The organism is Streptomyces sp. NPDC056480 (assembly GCF_042795405.1).
Taxonomy (GTDB): Bacteria; Actinomycetota; Actinomycetes; order Streptomycetales; family Streptomycetaceae; genus Streptomyces.
The window spans coordinates 29,857-48,186 of record NZ_JBHTSA010000006.1 but is presented as its reverse complement, the minus strand read 5'-3'; the positions used below and the strand labels follow the sequence as shown (position 1 = coordinate 48,186).

The window sequence follows — 18,330 nt, the reverse complement described above, 5'->3', positions numbered from 1 at the left end:
GACGGCCTCACTTCTTCTCGGCGCACAGATCGACGTACGGCTCGTCGTGACTGACGAACTCGTTCCACTCTTCTTCCGTGAGCCCGGAGCCGGTCCAACGACACAGCACCTCGCCCCAGTCGATGGAGCCCACCCGCCAGAGCTCCACCGGGCCGGCGGGCCGGTCGCCCTCCCTGCCCACGGACGACCGGGTGATCCCGGCCAGCACCTCGCCGTCCGGGGACCAGCGCAGATGAATGATCCGGTCCGTCCCGGAGACCCGGAGTTCGGGCAGGAGGGTGTCGCCGGTGCCGGTGTCCCGCACGGTCACCCGGTCGCCGTACCCGACCGCGACCCGTGCACCGTCGGGCGACAGGGCGATCGACGACGGTCCGGTCACGGCGCCGCTGAGGCGCAGCGGCTTCCCGGTCGCGCGCAGGTCGGCGTCGAGGAACCGCACGGTGTTGTCCAGGCCGAGGAGGGCCACACGCTTCCCGTCCAGGCTCCAGGCGAACCGGTGGACCCGGGGGGTGTCGACCGCCCGGGTGGTGCGGGTGACGAGGTCCACGAGGACGAGGCGGGCGTCGGCTGATCCGGGCCGCTCCAGGGCGAGGGCGAGCGGCCGGCTCTCGTGCAGGGTGAACCCGAGCCCCTCGCTCGCACCGAGCGCGACGGTGCCCAGCGGCTTCCAGGTGCGGGTGGACCACAGGTACAGGGGTCCGTCGACGTGCCGGGCCACGAGCAGCTCCTCGCCCGGTACGAACCCGACGCCGACGGCGATGCGGTGGGCACTGGTGCCCCGGTCGGCGTCCGGGGGGCGGAGGTCCCGCAGCCAGGTTCCGTCCCGCTTCCACACGACGATGTTCGAGGCCCCCTTGAACTGACCGGCGGCGGCCACGAACGCGGAGGAGGAGGCCGCGTCGTTGATGTAGTGGCCGGATGCCGGATACTCCTTCAGAACCGGGTACTCGGCCATCGCCGGGTTCCGCTGGTAGGCGAGCGGGTCCGCGTCGATCCGCTGGAGGCCGTAGGAGAGCTCTCCGCTGACGCTCGTGAGCAGCAGCGACCCGTCCGCGTCGAAGGTGGCGGTGCTCGACGCCTCTCCGGGGAGCAGCCCGAGCGGCCCGGGACGGCGGTCGAGCACGCCGACCCGGCCGTCACGGCCGGCCGTGACCACGGTGAAGTGCTCCCCGACCGCGGCCGCCCCCGTCGCCCCTCCGCGCGGCCGTTCGAGGCCCCGGCTGGTCGCCGCGTCGCCGCCGGTGCCCAGGGGGATCAGCGCGGCGCCCTCGTCGCCCGCGATGACGACGCTCCCGCTGTGCCCGATGAGAACCTTCGGGGCGTCGGCCAGTCCGCCGACGGGATAGTCGAGTTGACGCTTCCTCACCCGGTCCCACGCCAGCACTCCGCCCGGGGTGGCCAGCACCACGAGATCGTCGTCGGCCCCGATGGCGGTGGCCCTGCCCGGGATGTCCTCGCTTTCGATCTCGGACTGGACCTTGCGGCTGTCCAGGCCGACCGAGACCACCCGGTTGTCGTCGAGGAGCAGCACGGCCCTCTCCTCGGCCGGAAGCTGCCCCGAGACCCACGGGCTCGTCGCCACGGCCGCGTCGACCACGCTCCACCGCCTCCGCGGGTCACCGCCAGGGCCCGCCCTGTCGCAGGCGGACTGCTCGCGCGTGAGCAGGTCGTACTGGGCGATCGTCCCGTCGTTGCGCACCTCGACCAACCGGCTCCCGCCCTCGGTGAACGCGGTCGCCACCGGGTACGCGTCCGGGCCCGCGCAGGTGGGCTTGGGGAGGGTTCCGAGCAGCTTGGGCACGCGGCCCTGGGCCGAGTACAGGAGGCTCCCGTTCTTCCCGTGGGCGGCGAGCATGCCGCTCTTCGGGCCGAACACCAGCCCGCCGACCTCGCCAGGCACGACCCCCAGCAGCTTTCCGGTCCGCAGGTCCCAGGACTTGAGGTACGGGTCGTCCCCGGTCGTGTACACCCGGTCCCGCTGGTCGTCCACGGCGATGCTGTCGACGCTGCCGGGGCTGGCCTTCCAGGACAGCCGGAGACCGGAGTTGGCCTCCAGGACGTCCCGCATGGCCTGCTCGGCGTTGGGGGTTCCGGAGTCGATCCGCTTCCCGGCCAGCGCGAGCAGCCCCGCCAGCCTCGGTTCGGTGCTGCGCCGCGTCAACGCCTTGGCGACGAGGCCGGCGGCGAGCGCCTCCCGTGCCTTCTGCCGGCCGTTGAGGTACAGCCCGCCCGCCAGCACACCGCCGATGAGGGCCAGCGCGATCAGGACCCCGATGACCGGCCGGAGGGATCGCAGGAGAGCCGGCATGTCCACGATGCGGGCGGCCTTCGCCGCCTGCGCGACGGTGCGGACGGGTTTCAACTGGGCCGAGCGGTCGCCCTCCCAGACCTCCAGAGCCCGCATCCGGTCCTCGTCGGGGAGGACGACGGTCTGGCCGTTGTCGACGACGCGGAGCTTCTTCTCGTAGCCGCCCACCGAGGTCAGCCGGCCCTCCGTGCTCCCGTCGAGCGCGCCGATCAGGGCGGTCCGGGGGTTGATCCGCCAGACGGCCCCGAGGCGGCGCTGGACGAGTCCGCCCGGCGGTCGCCCCGCTTCGTCCAGGAGTACGGCGAAGGCACAGCCCAACGAGGGGTCGGTGACCATCGCGGTGACGCCCTCGTCGTCGGTGAGCGACCAGAGGAGGGTTCCCCGGACACCGCCGCCCGCCGCGGTCCAGGCGTGTCGCAGGGAGGTGTGGAACATCTCGTCGGCCCGGAAGCCCGACATGGTGCGGGGGTCCGGGACGAGCGCGGGCGGTCCCTCCGCCAGCTCCGCCACGCTGAGTGCGCCGCGCACCCCGGTGTTCCCGCCGTCGAACAGCACGCTCGCCGATGCCACGGGCCGGGGCTTGGGCAGTGCGCCGTCGAGGGTCAGCAACCACAGCAGCAGGGGCAGCGCCATGTCCCGGTCCTGCGGCCCGAGGCCTTCGAGCAGGCGTCGGATCCGTGCCGGGTGCCCGGCTCGGCCGGACGGTACGGAGCTGAGGAGGCCGTCCAACGGCGCGCCGGGTTCCGGCAGATGGGCCCAGGAGTTGCCGAGCCAGCGAAGGCCGGCGCCCAGCTGCGCCGCGGCACCGTCCAGGTCGTCGACGAGGGCGAGTCCGAGCGCGGCGGAGGCGCGCAGTGCCTGGACGACCCCGGGCTCGGCGTCCCTCGCCGGGCGGAAGGGCGGATGGTCCGCCAGGGCCGGGACGGTGGTCCGCGCCGCTGCGCGGGGCGTCATGAGGGTGTGGACCTGGGTCGGCTCGTCCCGTACGAGACGGAGGGTCGCCACGTCCTCGGCGGCGACCCTCTCGCGCAGGTACGCGAGCGCGGGCTGCGCGGTCGACAGCAGCGCTTGGCGGGCCGACGGCCGGTCGCCCATCGGCAGCCGCGGCCCCACGAGTAACGTTCCGACGTCCAACGGCGCGGCCGGCGCATCCGCCATCGTCTCTCCCCCTCGCGCACGACCGGCGGAGCGGTCCGCGCCGGTTGAGAACACATAGTGGCACCGGAGACGCCCGCGCAGGAGGAAGTCGGCGACATCCCCCTCTCTTTGGACTTCTGGTACTACACCGGCTCTTGAGAGGATTCAGGGGACCGGAGCGTGGAAGGGCCTGCGCCGGGAGAAGCCTCGACGGGAGACCGAGAGTCCGCGCCGCACGCCGGGGCATACCGAAGCCCGAGCGGCCCCGCCCCGGAGAGCAGCGTGAACACCTCCGACGAACACCGCCGGCACGACGACGAGCGTCCAGCCGTGCACATGCTCCAGGACCGACGCACACCACCCCGAGCGCCTCAGAATCCTTGCGCTGCTTGACCAAGGGGCCTTCCGGTATCCGGGGCTGGGATCAGAGGGAAGTGCCCAGAATGTCCCACTGTCCACATTCCGCCACGACCCGTGCAATGTCCCGGCGTTTCGGATAGCTGTAGCGAATTCGTGACAGGCGTTCGGCGTAGGCTTTCGCGACATCGACCCCCTCACCGGTCAGCAGGTGGAAATCTCCCTCGCGCCACATGTCTTCAACTCCGCGAAGGGTCGTCTTGATTCCCTGAAACTCCGCCCTGGAGTATCCGTCGCCAGCCTGCAGCAAGTCATCGCAGGAATCCCAGAAATTCCCGATGCTTGACGTGATCCTCCATCCACGATCAGCATCAGGAAGCTCCTTCGAGGCCACCAGGATCGCCACTCCAGCGGCTGTCGACTGGAAATAGGACGGGGTGGACGAGTCCTCCAGGGCACCGATCTCGCTTCGCCAGTTCCTCAGCGAGTCGATCTTCTCGGTACCGCTGGGAACGTGCGGAGCGCTGCAGCCGGCGACGATGTCATCGATCTCTGCCAGGCGCGAGGTCTCGGCCCCGGCAAGCTCAAGGACGGGCCGCATCCTTGCGAGAGCCAATCCTCCGGCCAGGCTCCACATGTCCATCAGTCGCCGCCCCCTAGAACCACTCGCCATGGCGTGTTTCCTGTACTCGACACTCCGTTGCCCTTGCCGATGGAGCTGGGTGTGAGGCCCAGATCTGTCGCTTGCCCGAAGCATGCCGGGCACATCCTAGTTGACGAAGCCATCCCGATGATCTCCCAGTCGCTCCCCAGCTTATTCATGATCGTGGCCTCGGCATGACCCGGCCCGGAGATGTAGCGTTCGCCGCTCAGCGGCGCATTGCCGCCCTTCCATTCATTGGGGAGCCCCGTGCGTTCAGTCGCGACCCATGTTTCCGATCGCCCCGTATTCACGTTCTGAACATTGGCAACCGCAACGGTCGATGCCTCGTCGGACCGCGTTGCGTAGAGCTCGCGCGATCGATCGTAAAGAGCATCGCCGCAGTTGTGAACGAGGACCGGTGTGTTCCCCGCCAGCACGTAGTACGTGTGCAGGTCATCGACCGTGAGGTTGTGGACCCGCTGGTGCTGGGTCCACGCGCGCACCGCGCGAACCTGGATGTAGGAGCCGTTGCCGGTCTGCAGGAGTGTGCCGGGGAGTATTTCCTTGGCGTAGAGCCACGTGCCGAGTTCGGGCGCCCAGAACGGGTGGTTGTCCGTCGCGACGACCTTGCCCTCATCGGCGCCCGGGGTGGCGACGGTGATCTCGACCAGGTTCTTCTCGCCCTCGCCGGTGATCAGCGCGGTGACCGTGCGCGGCCCGTTCTCGCCGGTCGCCGGGTCGGTGGCGGTGACCTTGTCGCCGACGCGTACCTGTTCTATGGCCTTGTGGCTGCCGTCGGCCATCACGATCGGGGTGTCCGCGGTGAAGCTGTTGCCCGTGCCGCAGCTCCCCGCCCCGTTCCCCGCCCCGCTGTCCGCCGGTTTCGGTGCGGGAGGGCTGTCCGCCGCCTTCGGTACGGGTGCGGTGTCGGCCGCTTTGGCCGTCGTCGCCGCGTCGGCGGCATTGTTGGCGGTCTTGGCGGCCTGCGCGGCGTCGAGTGCCTTGTTGCCGTACTTGGCCGCGTTGGCCGCGTAGCCCGCGCCCGGGATGGCCGACGCGGCGGAGAGGCCGGCGTTGACGTAGTCGCCTTCCGCGGCGTACCAGCCCGCGTTGGCCAGGTCGCCGACCTCGCCGACGACCGGGACCATGCCGACGACGTCGAGGGTGGTGTGGCCGATCGTCTTCCAGGACGGCATCTTCGGCCACTTGCCGGTCGGGTCGATGAGCTTGACCGGGTTGTTGTGGGCGTAGGTGTAGGCGGCGAGGTTGCGCGGCTCGGCGATGCCGCCCGCCATGCCCCCGTCGAGGTAGTCGGCGAGCACCGGGTCGGCGCTCGCCCAGAGCTGGGTGCGCGGGTTGTAGTAGCGGGCTCCGTAGTAGTAGAGACCGGTCTCCGCGTCGAGTTCCTTGCCGGTGAACTGGTAGGGCGTGTCCGCCTGTCCGGTCCGCTCCTCGACCCAGGTCTCCCCGTACGGGAAGTACTCCAGGTGCTCGGTGACCTTGCCCTGCTTGTCGGTGACATAGCCGGAGGAGCCGATGTGGTCGGCGTGGAAGAACTGCTGGGCGTCCTCGGGACCGCTGGTCTCGACGGCTTTGGTCGTCACGCGGCTGTCGCCGACGAAGACGTGTTTGTAGCCGGTGGTGTCACGTTCGCTGTAGTAGCGGTTCGGGTACAGCGAGAGTCCGTCGTCGCTCCGCTTGACGAGGCGGTCGCCCTTGTCGTCGTAGACGTACGAGACGGTGGCGCCGGCACAGCCGCTCGGGTCCTGCGTGAGGGTTCCGGTCGCGGTGTCCTGGTTGCAGACGAGGCGGTTCTCCTCGTCCCACACGTACTGCCGGCGCTTGTCGGCGACGGCCGTGTTGATCGTGCTCGTCAGGTTGCCGTTGGCGTCGTAGGCATGGTCGATCGGACCGACTTTGGTCGGGGCATGCGGCCCGGCTCCGTCGTATGCGTACGTGTAGTCGTAGGTGGTCCGGTCCTGGACGTCGCTCGGGTTGGACGGGTCCTCGACCGGTTCGATCGGCCCGGCTCCGCCGCCCGATGAGGCCGGGAAGGCAGGGGTGCCGCCGGTGACCTCGTGGGTCTGCGACTTGCTCGTCGTGTTGTGGATCGAGTCGTAGCCCAGGCTCAGCGTGTACGTGTTGACCGCGCTGTTCTTGTCCGTGTACCGGCCGGACGCGGAGGTGAGCCGGTACTGGTCGTCGTACCCGTAGGTCTGGCTGCTCGGACCGCCGATGTCCCCGCCCTGCGGCGCGTTGTTCGCCAGTGAGGTGATGTTGCCGATCCGGTCGTACGTGTAGCCGAGGTTCTGGAAGGCGGTTCCGCCCGGCGCCACGGACTTCAGCGTTCCGAGCCGGCGGTCCTCGGTGTCGTAGGCGAAGGTCGTGCGGACCCCGTTGCCGGTCTGCTGGAGGATCTTCTGCCCGAACTTGTCGTAGTCGACCCGGTCCAGGTACGTGTAGCCGGTGCCGCTCTTGGATCCGGTGGCCCGGCTGACCTGGCCGCCCGAGTCGTAGTCGTAGGTCAGGACCTCGCCGTCGGGATAGGTCATCTGCAGCACACGGTTCAACGCGTCGTAGCGCCAGGCGGTGGTGTAGGTGCGCGGGGCGTCGCGGACCGCGGTGATCGTGCGGGTCTCCTCGATCACCTCGCCCAGCGCCCCGTAGGCGCGCTTCACCGTTCCCGCCGCGTCGTGGACCTCGGTGACGCGCGAGGCCGCGTTGTCCGGTGCGCCGGGGGCTCCGTACTCGTAGGAGACGTCGTTCCCCGGGAACGTCGGGTAGCGGATGGCCTTCAGCCGCGAGTACTCGTAGTCGTACTCGACGGCCTTCGCCGCTGCCCGCAGGTTCGCGGTGATCTTCGACGTGACGTTCCCGGCGAGGTCGTAGCGGGTCTCGGAACGCCCGGCGTCGGGGCTGTCGAACGAGACACGGCGTCCCAGCGCGTCGTAGCCGGCGCGCGTGACGTTGTTCTTGTCGTCGGTGACCGTCGTGACCTGACCCATGGGGTCGTACGCGTAGCCGGTCCAGATCTCCGAGGAGCCGTTGAACTCCTTCACCGAGGTGGTGGCGCCCCGGACGTCGGTGTAGGTGCGGAGCTTCTTGCCGTTGCCGTCGGTCACCGTCCGCTCGAAGCGGGTCGTGCCCGCCCGGTCCTCTCCGAAGCCGTAGACGGTGCTGGTGGTGACGCCGTCCGGTTGCACGGTCCTGACCGAGCGGTCCAGGACGTCGAAGGTCTCCTTCGTGGGTGCCACCGAGTCGAAGGAGGCGTTGAACGTGGTGTTGGCCGCTCCCTTGTCCTCGGTCACCGGATAGTACTTCTCGACGGCGCGGCCGAGGTGGTCGAACCTCAGCCGTCCCGAGACCGTCATCACCTGGGTGGGCGTGGTCCCGGGCGAGGTGGACACCGAGGCGTCCTTCTTGGTCTGCAGGACCCGCTGGAGACCGTCGGTGAAGGTGACGGTGTCGATGGTGTCGTCGCGTACGCCTGAGGCGGCACGGTCGAGGTGCTTGGTCGTGGCGTACGGGACGGTGGCCTCGGGGTGGTAGCCGAAGGTGATCGTTGCCCGGTCGCCGTCCTTCTCGTACGGCCCGGTCACCTTCTCGAGCCGTCCGGCGCCGTCGTAGGACATCCGGACCGGCTGGCCGTTGTGGTCGGTGTTCCGCTCGGGCCGGCCGTACTTGAGGTTGTACGTCGTGGAGGAGCGGTAGCCGAAGCTGTCCTCGACGGACTCGACGTGGACGCCGACGGTGGTGTCGTATCCGTACTCCAGCTTGTAGCGCTGCCCCTTCGCGTTGGCCGGACCGGTCGCCGACTTGAGGTTGCCGTCCGGGTGGTACGTCAGGTCGGAGACGGCCGGGGTGTCGTCGTCGAGGTACTCGCGTACCTGGCTCACCGCGCCGGTCGCGCAGTCGACAGTGGCTTCGCGGTGCCGGAGGAGCGTGCCGGTGGCCGCGGCCTTCTGCCGTATCGCGTCGGCGGTGCCGACGAGGTGCCGGTCCCGGCACCGGGTGTCGGATCCGCTGTACGCGTAGAGGGTCTCCAGATCGTCCGCGGCGCCCTCGTCACCCACGTCGAGGGCGCGGGTGACGTTGCCGTACTCGTCGTAGGAGAGGTCGGTGAAGCTGGACCTGCCTCCGGCGGCCTCGCCTTCGTAGGACTTGCTCTCGATGCGGATGAGCTGCGGGAAGACGGTGGCGGTCCGGCTCTTCGGGTCGGCTGCCTCGCCCGTGGAGGTGTCGAGCAGCCGGTAGGTGTTGAGCGTCTCGCGGTACGGGCGGCCGGCGCCGTCCTCGGTCAGCGTACGGGTGAGCAGGCCCCGGCCCACGTATCCGTCGGTGCGGTACTCGTCGGTCACCGAGCGGCGAACGGCGTCGTCCGCACCGGGGTCGCGGTCCTCGGTCACCACGCGGCCGAAGCCGAGGAACTCGCGCTCCAGCCGGTCGTAGCGGCCCTGCTCGTAGCGGAAGGTGGTCAGCCGCGTGTCGGCACCGTCACCCGCGAGCCCGTCGAACACCGAGGTGCGGGACAGCACCCAGCGGCTCTCCGGCATGGCGGCGGTGTTGCCCGTCCGGCTGTAGTCCAGGTCGATACGGGCGCCCATCGGCCGGCTGACGGAGCGCAGCAGGTTGGTGCGACCGGTCTTGTTCACGGCGACGAGGAGCTCGTTGTCCCGGGTCGACCTCACGTGGTCGGCGCGACCGTCGCCGTTGACGTCACGCAGGCTGGTCTCGGCCCGGCTGATGCCGGTGGACGCGTTGGCTCCGGGGTTGAAGACGAAGACGCCGACGGGAGTGGGCAGGCCGACGGTGAAGTAGACGCCCCCGCCGAGACTGGCGTTCTTGTCGACGGCGATCTCGGGGAAGCTGCCGCGGAAGGGGGTGGGTGCGGTGAAGCCGGTGCCGGTGTTGACCGCGACCTTGATCGCGTTGGCTCCGTCGGTGAAGACCCGGTCGGTGAGGCCGTCGCCGTTGACGTCCGTCATGCTCGCGTTGGTGAACGAGGTTCCCAGCTCGGCGGAGACGCCGCCGGCGAAGCCGTAGCGGTCGACGTTGAACCCGAGGTTGACGCCGACGTTGCGGGTGGACGCGTCGTTGATCGGCCCGGCCGACCAGCGTTCGCGTGCGGCGAAGGAGTAGCCGAGGTTCAGCTGCGCGTCTCCGTTGCCGAACACCTTGTCCGGCAGCCCGTCCCCGTTGATGTCGATCAGGTCGACGTGGACGTCGGACTCACCGCCGCCGAGGCTGCCGCCGATGCCGAGCGACGGCTGGACCGCGCCGGTGGTGGCGGTGTTGGCGCTCGTGCCGGCGTCGGGGGCGGCCATGCCTCGCGCGCTGGCGATGGTGGCGGACTCGCTGCCCGCGGAGTACGACACGTTGCCGGAGACGTTGTCCGCCTCGCGGACGTTGCCGCCGAGGGTGCCTCGTGTGGCGCCGAGCGCGCCGGTCATGTCGGAGAACTGGATCTCCTTGGCGCCGACGACGTCGGGGTAGCCGTCGCCGTTGAGGTCGAGGTAGTCGACGGAGCCCGCGGTGATCCCGCCGACCGCGGTGCCGCCGAACGGGCCCGCCGCGAGGGTGGCCGACACCTGGCCGGTGACGCCGCGGCGCATCACCGCCCGGTCGCCCGCCACGTCGGCGTCGGTGACGATGTCGATGGTGTCCGCGCCGAGGCGGGAACTGGTCGCGATCGCGGACGTGACCCACGAGGACTCGTCCTGAGCGGCCCAGCCGCCCTTGGCCGGAACGGGGGCGAACACCGCCAGCCGCGGCATGGTGAGCCGGGGATTCGCGGTGAAAGGCGCGACGTCCGCTTCCTTGGGCTCCTTGGGAAGCGCGTCCTTGAAGCTCTGGTCCAGCATGAGTTCGGCCTGCTTGAGCGGCTGCGCGGCACGGTCGCGGTTGCCCTGGTAGCCGATCACACCCCAGCCGCGGTAGGGCTGGGCGAAGGCTCCCTGCCCGACGGAGGCGTGCATGGCGCTGGGCGCCGGGGCGAAGGTCGGCCAGCTCGAGGTCACGTCGTAGGTGACCGAAGCGGACTGCCCGACGAGCAGTCCGAGCAGTCCGGTCTCCGTCGTGGAGTAGTCGATGTAGAGCTCGTCGCCGGTGGTGACCGGAACGGTCAGGTCCAGGTTCGGGCCGCCGAAGGGGGAGGTGTCCTTGGCTTGGAAGATGCGTTTGCCGAGCAGCTGTCCGCCGCGCTTCTTCACGGTGAGCGCGATCTTCGCATCACCGAGGAGGTTGAAGTCGAAGGAGAGCTTCGGCCGCACCTTCAACTGGCCGGTCCTGGTCGCCTTGTAGGACTGCTGGGGCGCGGTGAGCGTGTCCGCCGGGAACATCGCCATGTCGTAGGGCGGGTTGATCACCAGCGTGGGATCGCCCTTGGCGTCGACGACCGACTCGACCCCCTGCGCGGCCGTGTAGTGCGCCTTCGGCGCCCAGCTCACCGCGGAGGCGTCGATCGGGGAGTCGGTCTTCAGCTTCCACGACATCTTCTCGAACGTCCTGACGGGAATGCTCAGGTCGATCGTGGACGTGCCGGTCGAGGCGGCCGGCAGTACCTTGCGGAACACCTCCGCACCGGGGTGGACGCCGTTGCCCTTCTCGATGACGACGGTCACGTCGTCCGAGGTCGCCTTGGACTTGACCACGTCACCGGTCAGCCGCAGCGTGCCGTTCACCGGCACGGTCACCAGCGACGGCCTGCCGCCGTAGGTGAAGTCGGACGACGCGCGGAACACGGTGTTCGCCAGGCCGTTCGCGTCCGTACCCGCCGGCAGGTCGGTGTAGGTGATCGCCGGGTCCCACGCCACGGTGTCGTACGTGCCGTCCAGGACGGACTGGGTGCGGAAGTAGAGCGCGTCGCCCTTCTTCACCGGAATCGACGCCACGTTGCCCGGAGTGAACTGGCTGTGGTCGTCGGGGCCGATGCGCTGCGCCCAGAGTTCGGCGTCCTTGTGCTGGATGGTGACCCGCACGCCGTCGGCCTTGGTGTACGCCGCACGGGCGGGGGAGGGGTCCTGGGTCAGCTGCACGCTGCCGTCCACGCGGACGTTGCCGTCGAACGGCGCGACCCAGCGCCGCACCGTGTCGAGGAGGGGCGAGTTGTCGACCTGCTGGTTGAACTGCGCGGTCTGGTCGCCGACGATCTGGCCGGTCACCTCGCCGCCGCCGACCGGCACCGGGGTGCGGCCGGAGTCCGCGCTGTAGGCGGGCTGCCCGTTGGCGTCCAGGTACCCGAACAGCACGCCGCCGTTGTTCACCAGGTCGGCGATGCCGTCGCCGTTGACGTCGCTGAAGAACCGGTCCGAGGTGGTCGTGGTGCCCACGAAGTCCAGCTGGGCCGAGGTGGTGAGGACGTACGACTCGATGCCGATGGTGCCGGACAGCGTGCGCTCGGTCGAGATGCCCGGGAGATCGGTGAGCTTGATCGGCGTGTCGCCGAACTTCGGCTCACCGCCCGGTGCGGCCAGGTTCGGCCGGTAGAACACGTCCTTGTTCTTGCGGAACACCTTGTCCGGCAGGTTGTCGCCGTTCACATCGGCCAGCGCCGACAGGCCGTCGTTCTGGCCCGCGCTGAACCCGACCTTCAGGCCGACGGACCCCTCCTTGGTCGTCAGCCCCTGAACGTTGTAGCCCGCGAACAGGTGCGCGCCGAAGCCGACCGACGTGCTCGCCGAGATCGCGCTGGCCTCGCCTTCGCGGATGTTCACCCCGAGGTCGTCGTCCGGCACCGACCAACCCGCCGCGTCGGCGAAGGCGTTGTAGTCGCCCGACTGGTCGCGCACGTCGTCGAAGTAGTCGAAGGTGTGGGTGTTGAACAGCTGGTTGCTCTCGCCGAACTGCGACACCGAGGTGAGCAGGGTCTTGGCGAACGCGCCGGTCCGGTAGTTCAGTTCGTAGGCGCGGATCAGCTGGTCGTCCAGCTTGACCTCGACGCGCCGCAGCAGGTCGGCGGTGACCCTCTTGAACCCGTACGTGGCGTCGATCCGCACGTCCGGACGACGGGCCTCGCCACGCTCGCGGTCCCGGACGAACGTCACCGAGTACCTGCCGTCGGTGTCGCCGCGGCCGGTGTACGTGATCTTCTGCGGGTACAGCTCGCTGCCCGGCACCGTGGAGCCCGCCGTGCCGCCGTCGGCCACCTTGGCGTACCGGTAGCGCATGACGTTGTCGTGGCCGTCGCGGACCTCCCGCGCCGCCCAGGTCGCGACGCGCCCCTTGCCGTCGGCCAGTGTGCTGTCGGCCGTACCGCCGAACAGCGTCCGGACGCCCTGCTTGTCGGTGACCTCCCACCAGTAGTTCGCGGGGCTGTCGCCGTGGCGCACGATCCGGTCGAACGAGCCCTCCACCCGGGAGTGGAAGACCTTCTCCGAGGTGCGCGCCCGTAACGCGCTCCGGTGCGCCACCGGGGTCAGTTGCTCGCCGTTGAGCAGGTAGGTCTCGGTCTCGAGGCCGGCGTCGTAGCGCGGCACACCCCACCGCGTGTCGACCGTGACCGTCGGAGTGGCGAGATCCCACCCGACGCCGAGCCACCCGTTCGTCCCCGACGAGTTGTACGCGATGGCCAGACCCGGCTCCAGGCCCGCACGGCCCTTCGGCACCTCCACCGGGTACGAGAGCCGCGCGTCACCGCTGTTGTTCGCCGAGGGCGCCCCGATCAGGTTCACGCCGGATCCGGGGTCGGCCGCCTTGATGTCCTTGATCTGGTTCGGGTTGAACGACGTGCCCTCCGGCCCCTCAGGCCCGGTGACCGCCGACCCGGCGTCCGGCACCGTCGCGGCGGCGCTGCGGAGCAACTGGGGCGAGGTCAGCCCGGACATGGTGAGCACCACGGCCAGGAGGATGGTCACGCCCGTCCGACTGCGGACCAAGTGCTGGACAGTCATCAAAGAGCCCCCGTACCGCCGGACGTCCCCGAAGCACGGATCGTCCGACGACCCCCGCCCCCTGCATTACCGAACGGTAGATTGCCGGCCGGGTCGTTCGTACAGGCTTTCTGGACAAGGGCGGCCCGCGTCGTAACGATCCCGCTACGGGGGTCTGGTACGCGCTCGCGAGGTCCCGCAGGAGATGATCCGTATGAGTCGGTGCTCGGGCGGAATGAGTACGACTACTCAGGCGGCCGGTGTCCGCGGGCCCGCAGGCTACGGACATGCGATCGATTCCCTTCTCGAGGCCCCTGATCACCGCCGCAGTCGGCAGCGCCGTCCTTCTGGCCGCCGCCGGCACGCAGAGCGCCTACGCCGCCACCCCCCACGCCTCCGCGCCCGCCGTCACTTCCTCCGTCTGGGCTCGCACCCCTGTCGTCCACGTGGCCCCCCGTGTCGTCGCCGTGCGAACCGCCCGGGCGGTCACCCTCGTGCCGAGAGCAGCCGAGGCCGAGGCACGGTTCCTGGAGTTGGCCGACCTCATCGCGCAGAGCTGCGAGCCGAGGGTCTTCACCGCCGCCCGCCACGTCACATCGGCAGCGACCCCCGACACCACCATGCCCGTCCTGGTGGATCCCCTGCCGCTGACCCCGTGGGAGGAGTGCGCCGCCCAGAGGCACCAGGTTCGGATCGGCAAGGCGTTCTCCGGAACGGAGACGGGCACGTATGAGCAGATGCGGGACAGGCTGACGATCCTGAGGTACCCCGGAGCACGGATCCATCGCATGCCGAACTTCGCGGGCAGGCCTGTGGCGAGGCTCGACCTGCGCGTGGGAGCCGACCGCCTGGCCCTGGAGGTCACCGACATCGGTCACGGCGTCATGGTCCGGGCGTTCGGAGTACCGCGGCACGTGAGCGTGACCGAGGTCCGGCTGAAGCAGCAGCTGGACCGGCCCACCTCCTGAGTTCCTGCCGGGGCGCCGCGTACCCCGGGCGGAACTCCCGCCGAGGACGCGGCCGGCCCCGTGGAGCCGGAGACCCCTCGGCCTGGGTCACCGATCGGGCAGCGCACGGTTTCCCGTCGACCTGTCGGCCGCCCGGCGAGGCGGTCGGCAAGCAGGGGGAGCGCGGTTGCCGCCGGCTCCGAAGAACCCCCGCACAGCGGCAACCGTTCTGGGCACGATGACCTCATGACGGCTCCCGACCACACCACGCGCGCACACTCCTTCAACACGGCCGCGGCCCAGTACGCGGCCCATCGCCCCTCGTACCCGCCCGCTCTCCTCGATGCGGTCGAGGAACTCTCAGGCCGCTCCCTGCGCGGCGCCCGCGTCGCGGACATCGGCGCCGGTACGGGCAAGGCGACCGGCCTGCTGCTCGCCCGAGGCTCCGACGTCATCGCCGTGGAACCCGGATACGGCATGGCGGCCGAGCTCCGCCGTGCGCATCCCGACGTGCCGCTCGTCAGGGGCGACGGCAACCACCTCCCTCTCGCTACCGCCTCCGTCGACCTCCTCACCTACGCCCAGTCGTGGCACTGGACCGATCCCTCCCGCTCCATCCCAGAGGCACGGCGTGTGCTGCGCCCCGGCGGTGCGATCGCGTTGTGGTGGAACGTGAGCCCCGCGGACGTGCCCTGGATCGCCGAGGCGGGCGCCCGCCGAGCCGCGCACTTCGGCCTCGACGTCAAGGCGGACGAGAGGCTCGGTACACATGCAGGCGTGGCCGATCCCGAAGACCGCCTCGGCCTCACCGCCCGCACGTTGCGCTGGACCCGGCACGTCCCCCTCGACACCCACCTGGCGAACCTCGGCAGCCACTCGATGTTCCTCATCGACACCGAGGAACGCCGCGCCGCCTACTTCGCGGAGGAACGCGAGCACTTGCTGCGGGTCTTCCCCGACGGGGTCATCGAGGAGACCTACGACGTCGACCTTCTGGTCGCACGCACCGAGGCCTGATCCTGCGCGATGGCCCCGCCCATCGACGACCACCGCGCTGCGCCCAGGGATCACGAACTGCGCCGCGCACGCCCGACACCCGTGAACCGTGAACCGTGATCATTCACAGATCTACTCTCGGCCGACGGTTCGGGGCGCCCCCACCACCGGAGCCAGGGCAGCCAACAGGCGGGTGCCGAGGTCGCGGCGAGCGGTCTCGGTGTCCGGGTGGGCGTCGTCGAAGCCCGTCCAGTCGACCCCGCGGACGGCGTCCTCGAACATCGCCAGGTTCAGCGGCTCGTCGGGACGGCCCGGCCACTCGTCCGCCTCGCGCAGCACCGTCTCCAGGAGGGCGAGGGGCAGGGTACAGCTCTCGGCGAGGAGGACCGCGTCGTACAGGTCCTTGGCCTGCGGGTACGTGTCGCAGCTCAGCCACATGAGCTTCCAGGCCAAGGAGGACTCCCGATCCGCCGCGGTCAGGCGGACGCCCGCGACCTCGGTGGGGCGGGGAGGGGTCGGGAGGCGCTCGTTGAAGACGAAGTCGAGCTGGACCTGTCCGCCGGGCAGCCCGGGGGCGGTCCACGGCAGGACCAGACGATGACCGGGCACCCGCTCGTACGTCCAGATGTACTCGGACACCGCCCCGGCCGCCGAGATCGCCAGGTCCGTCCCGCGCTCCGCGGCGAGGTGCTCGGCCGCCGCGGCGATGCCGTCCAGCATCACCCGGGTCCGGGGCTCCTCGATGCGCCAGGTCTCGGGGACGACGACGAAGTCGATGTCCTTCGGGGCGCGGGCGCAGTCGCCGAACCAGGCCCCCATCAGCATGCTGCCGCGCAGCACGAGGGAGTCGGCCCACGGCGACGCGGCCACGGCCGCGAGAACGAGTTCCAGCGCCGCGCGCCGGGCCGTCCGCCAGCGGGCCCGCAGCTCCGGGTCCTCGACGACCCCGTCGGCGGGACGGAACGCCTCGTCGAAGTGCTTGAGCGCGGGGTCGAAGACCCGGTGCCGCGCGGGCACGTCGCCGACTCCCGCCGTCAGGGTCTGCGGAGACTCGCTCCTGCGGCGCACACGGTCGGCGACGGGCTCGGTGAGACTGTCGGGCCCGTCAGGGATCGACGGCGCCCACTGGTTCTCGTTCATACAGGCATCTCCTCCAACCAACCCTCGTCCCACGACAGATCGCTGTCGGAGACCACGAACTCCCGCTCTTCCGCCAGCAGTTCGTGCCCGGCGGTGAGCAACGCGTCGACGAGCGCGTCGCAGGCGTACCCCGCCGCGTCCGCGGGTCCCCTGTGCCGCTGGGTCACGAAGCGCTCGTGTCGCCCACCCGGCCCCGGCAGCGCCCGGCGCGCGTTCCACGACACGTGGGCGCCGTGCGGCACGACGAGGGCCTCGAGCGCCGCCCGGTCGTACGCGGCGGGCAGCACCAGCTTGACGTGGTGCTCGAAGTAGCCCCCGCCGGGACCCGCGGGCTCCGTGCTCCACGGCACCGTCTCCACCTTGACCCGCGCCGGCTCGAAACCGGCCGCGCGCAGTTCGGACACCACGGCCGGATGACCCGTGCGGCCCCGCAGGGTGAGCATCGGCTGTACCGGCGTGCGGCCGCGCGCGAGGACGATGGTGGTGACCTTCAGAGCCCGCTCCGCAGCCCAGGCACCGAGGCTGGTCAGCTCGTCCTCGCTCCGGCACCGCACCGTCACATGCGTCTCGAAGACGTCGTGGACCTCGTTCATCCCCCACCCCAGGAACACCGTGCGTATCACCGCGAGTCTGGCAGACCAGCGCCCGGGGGCGCCTCCGGGATTCCGCCCCCGGAGCCGTAAGCTCACAGCCGACGTCGACGGGAGACTGGCATGTGGAAGCGGGCCCTCGACCGGGCCGGGGTGAGGGAACCGCGGCTGCGGCGGGACTACACCGAGCAGCGGCGGGCGGTACGGCGGTTCGCGACGGCCGAGTACGCGGCGGCGCGGATCCTGCTCCCCGCCACGCTGCTCCCGCACGTCGTGGCCGCTGTCGCGTTCATGCACGACACCGACGACCGGATCGACCGCGGCACACCGGACGAGCGGGCGGCCGCGCTCGCCGAGTGGGACGGCCTGGTACGCAAGGCCCTCGCCGACGGCGACTCCGCCCTGCCGGTCCTGCGCTGCCTCGCCCGCACCGCCGAGAGCCACCCCGAGACGCGCGCCCACGTGGACGAGTTCCTGCGGGGATGCGAGCGCGAGGTCGCCTGGCGGACCATCGCCGACGACGAGGAACTGGGGCAGTACGTACGGGAGTACTCGCTGCCCGCCCTGATGCTCACGGCCGGCCTTCTCGCCCCCGAGGACGCAGCCACACGGACGGCGTTCACCGAGGGCTGCCACCTCCTCATCCGCGCCATGCAGCGCATCGACTTCCTGGAGGACCTGGCCGAGGACGTACGTGCCGGCCGCCCCGGTGTCCCCCTGGACGCCGTGGCGCGCCACGGCGCGGACCTCACCCTGCCCGGCCTGGCACTCGGCCTGCTCGTCGACGAGGAGGCCGAACGCGCCGCCGCCGACCTCACGGCCGCCACCCCGCTCCCGAGCCTGGTGGCGCCGCCGTACCGTCCCTTCGTCCGCGCCCTCGTGGGCGTTCAACGCCTCCGCCTCGACGCCGTACGCCGCGCGGGCGCCTCCCTGGCGACCCGTACTTCGGGCCCCTCGGCGCCGGCCGCAGCGCTGCTGCTCCTGCGGGAGGCGACAAGGAGGGTTCGGAGCCGCAGCGTGTCCTTCTGATCAGACCGGACCTCGCACCCGGCGTCGTCGCGCTCTTCCGCGGCTCGGCGAGGTCCCGGTATGCGACGACCTCGCGGACGAGGCCCTGATACGTGCGAGGAAGCAGGACGTCCTGCCGACGGCCTGCGGAATCCACGCCCGCCGACCCTGTGGCGTTTTCGGAAAGGGCGATCCCGGAGGAACTCGTCGGGCTCCGCGTTCCCGGATAGACCGTTTGGGATTCACTTGTCGCCGTCGAATCCGGATGAGCTGGGATTCCGGCTTCTGTCGAGCTATAGATACATGCCACGTGGATGGGGCAGCTCATCTCATTTCG

General features: G+C 70.5%; 8 protein-coding genes. 3 read left to right on the top strand and 5 right to left on the bottom strand.

The features are described from left to right. Positions 1 to 7: 7 nt before the first annotated feature. The 3 genes from ACFQ79_RS04975 to ACFQ79_RS04965 all read right to left on the bottom strand — a co-directional run bounded on the left by ACFQ79_RS04975 (position 8) and on the right by ACFQ79_RS04965 (position 13,297). Entirely contained in the window at positions 8 to 3,466 is a 3,459-nt protein-coding gene (locus ACFQ79_RS04975; RefSeq protein ID WP_383579428.1) for a hypothetical protein, read from the bottom strand. Positions 3,467 to 3,869: 403 nt separating this feature from the next. Beyond that, positions 3,870 to 4,445: a hypothetical protein gene (locus tag ACFQ79_RS04970; RefSeq protein WP_383579427.1), complete on the bottom strand. Its 576-nt coding sequence runs from the start codon at positions 4,443 to 4,445 to the stop codon at positions 3,870 to 3,872. After that, positions 4,445 to 13,297, bottom strand: a complete 8,853-nt coding sequence (locus tag ACFQ79_RS04965; protein WP_383579426.1) for a SpvB/TcaC N-terminal domain-containing protein — start codon at positions 13,295 to 13,297, stop codon at positions 4,445 to 4,447. Before ACFQ79_RS04965 ends, ACFQ79_RS04970 begins: the two co-directional genes overlap by 1 nt. 302 nt (positions 13,298 to 13,599) lie before the next feature. On the opposite strand from ACFQ79_RS04965, the gene ACFQ79_RS04960 reads away from it, so the two are divergent. After that, positions 13,600 to 14,280 (top strand): hypothetical protein, encoded by a 681-nt coding sequence (locus tag ACFQ79_RS04960; protein ID WP_383579425.1) that lies wholly within the window; start codon positions 13,600 to 13,602, stop codon positions 14,278 to 14,280. A gap of 225 nt (positions 14,281 to 14,505) precedes the next feature. After that, positions 14,506 to 15,276 (top strand): class I SAM-dependent methyltransferase, encoded by a 771-nt coding sequence (locus tag ACFQ79_RS04955; RefSeq protein ID WP_383579424.1) that lies wholly within the window; start codon positions 14,506 to 14,508, stop codon positions 15,274 to 15,276. Positions 15,277 to 15,387: 111 nt separating this feature from the next. On the opposite strand, the gene ACFQ79_RS04950 is transcribed toward ACFQ79_RS04955, so the two are convergent. Both ACFQ79_RS04950 and ACFQ79_RS04945 read right to left on the bottom strand, forming a co-directional pair. After that, positions 15,388 to 16,395: a nucleotidyl transferase AbiEii/AbiGii toxin family protein gene (locus tag ACFQ79_RS04950; RefSeq protein ID WP_383579423.1), complete on the bottom strand. Its 1,008-nt coding sequence runs from the start codon at positions 16,393 to 16,395 to the stop codon at positions 15,388 to 15,390. Continuing rightward, the gene (locus tag ACFQ79_RS04945) at positions 16,392 to 16,988 is read right to left on the bottom strand and encodes a hypothetical protein (protein WP_383579422.1); all 597 of its coding nucleotides are present in this window, start codon (positions 16,986 to 16,988) and stop codon (positions 16,392 to 16,394) included. Before ACFQ79_RS04945 ends, ACFQ79_RS04950 begins: the two co-directional genes overlap by 4 nt. 120 nt (positions 16,989 to 17,108) lie before the next feature. On the opposite strand from ACFQ79_RS04945, the gene ACFQ79_RS04940 reads away from it, so the two are divergent. Beyond that, positions 17,109 to 18,014 (top strand): phytoene/squalene synthase family protein, encoded by a 906-nt coding sequence (locus ACFQ79_RS04940; protein ID WP_383579421.1) that lies wholly within the window; start codon positions 17,109 to 17,111, stop codon positions 18,012 to 18,014. The last annotated feature ends 316 nt before the right edge of the window (positions 18,015 to 18,330 follow it).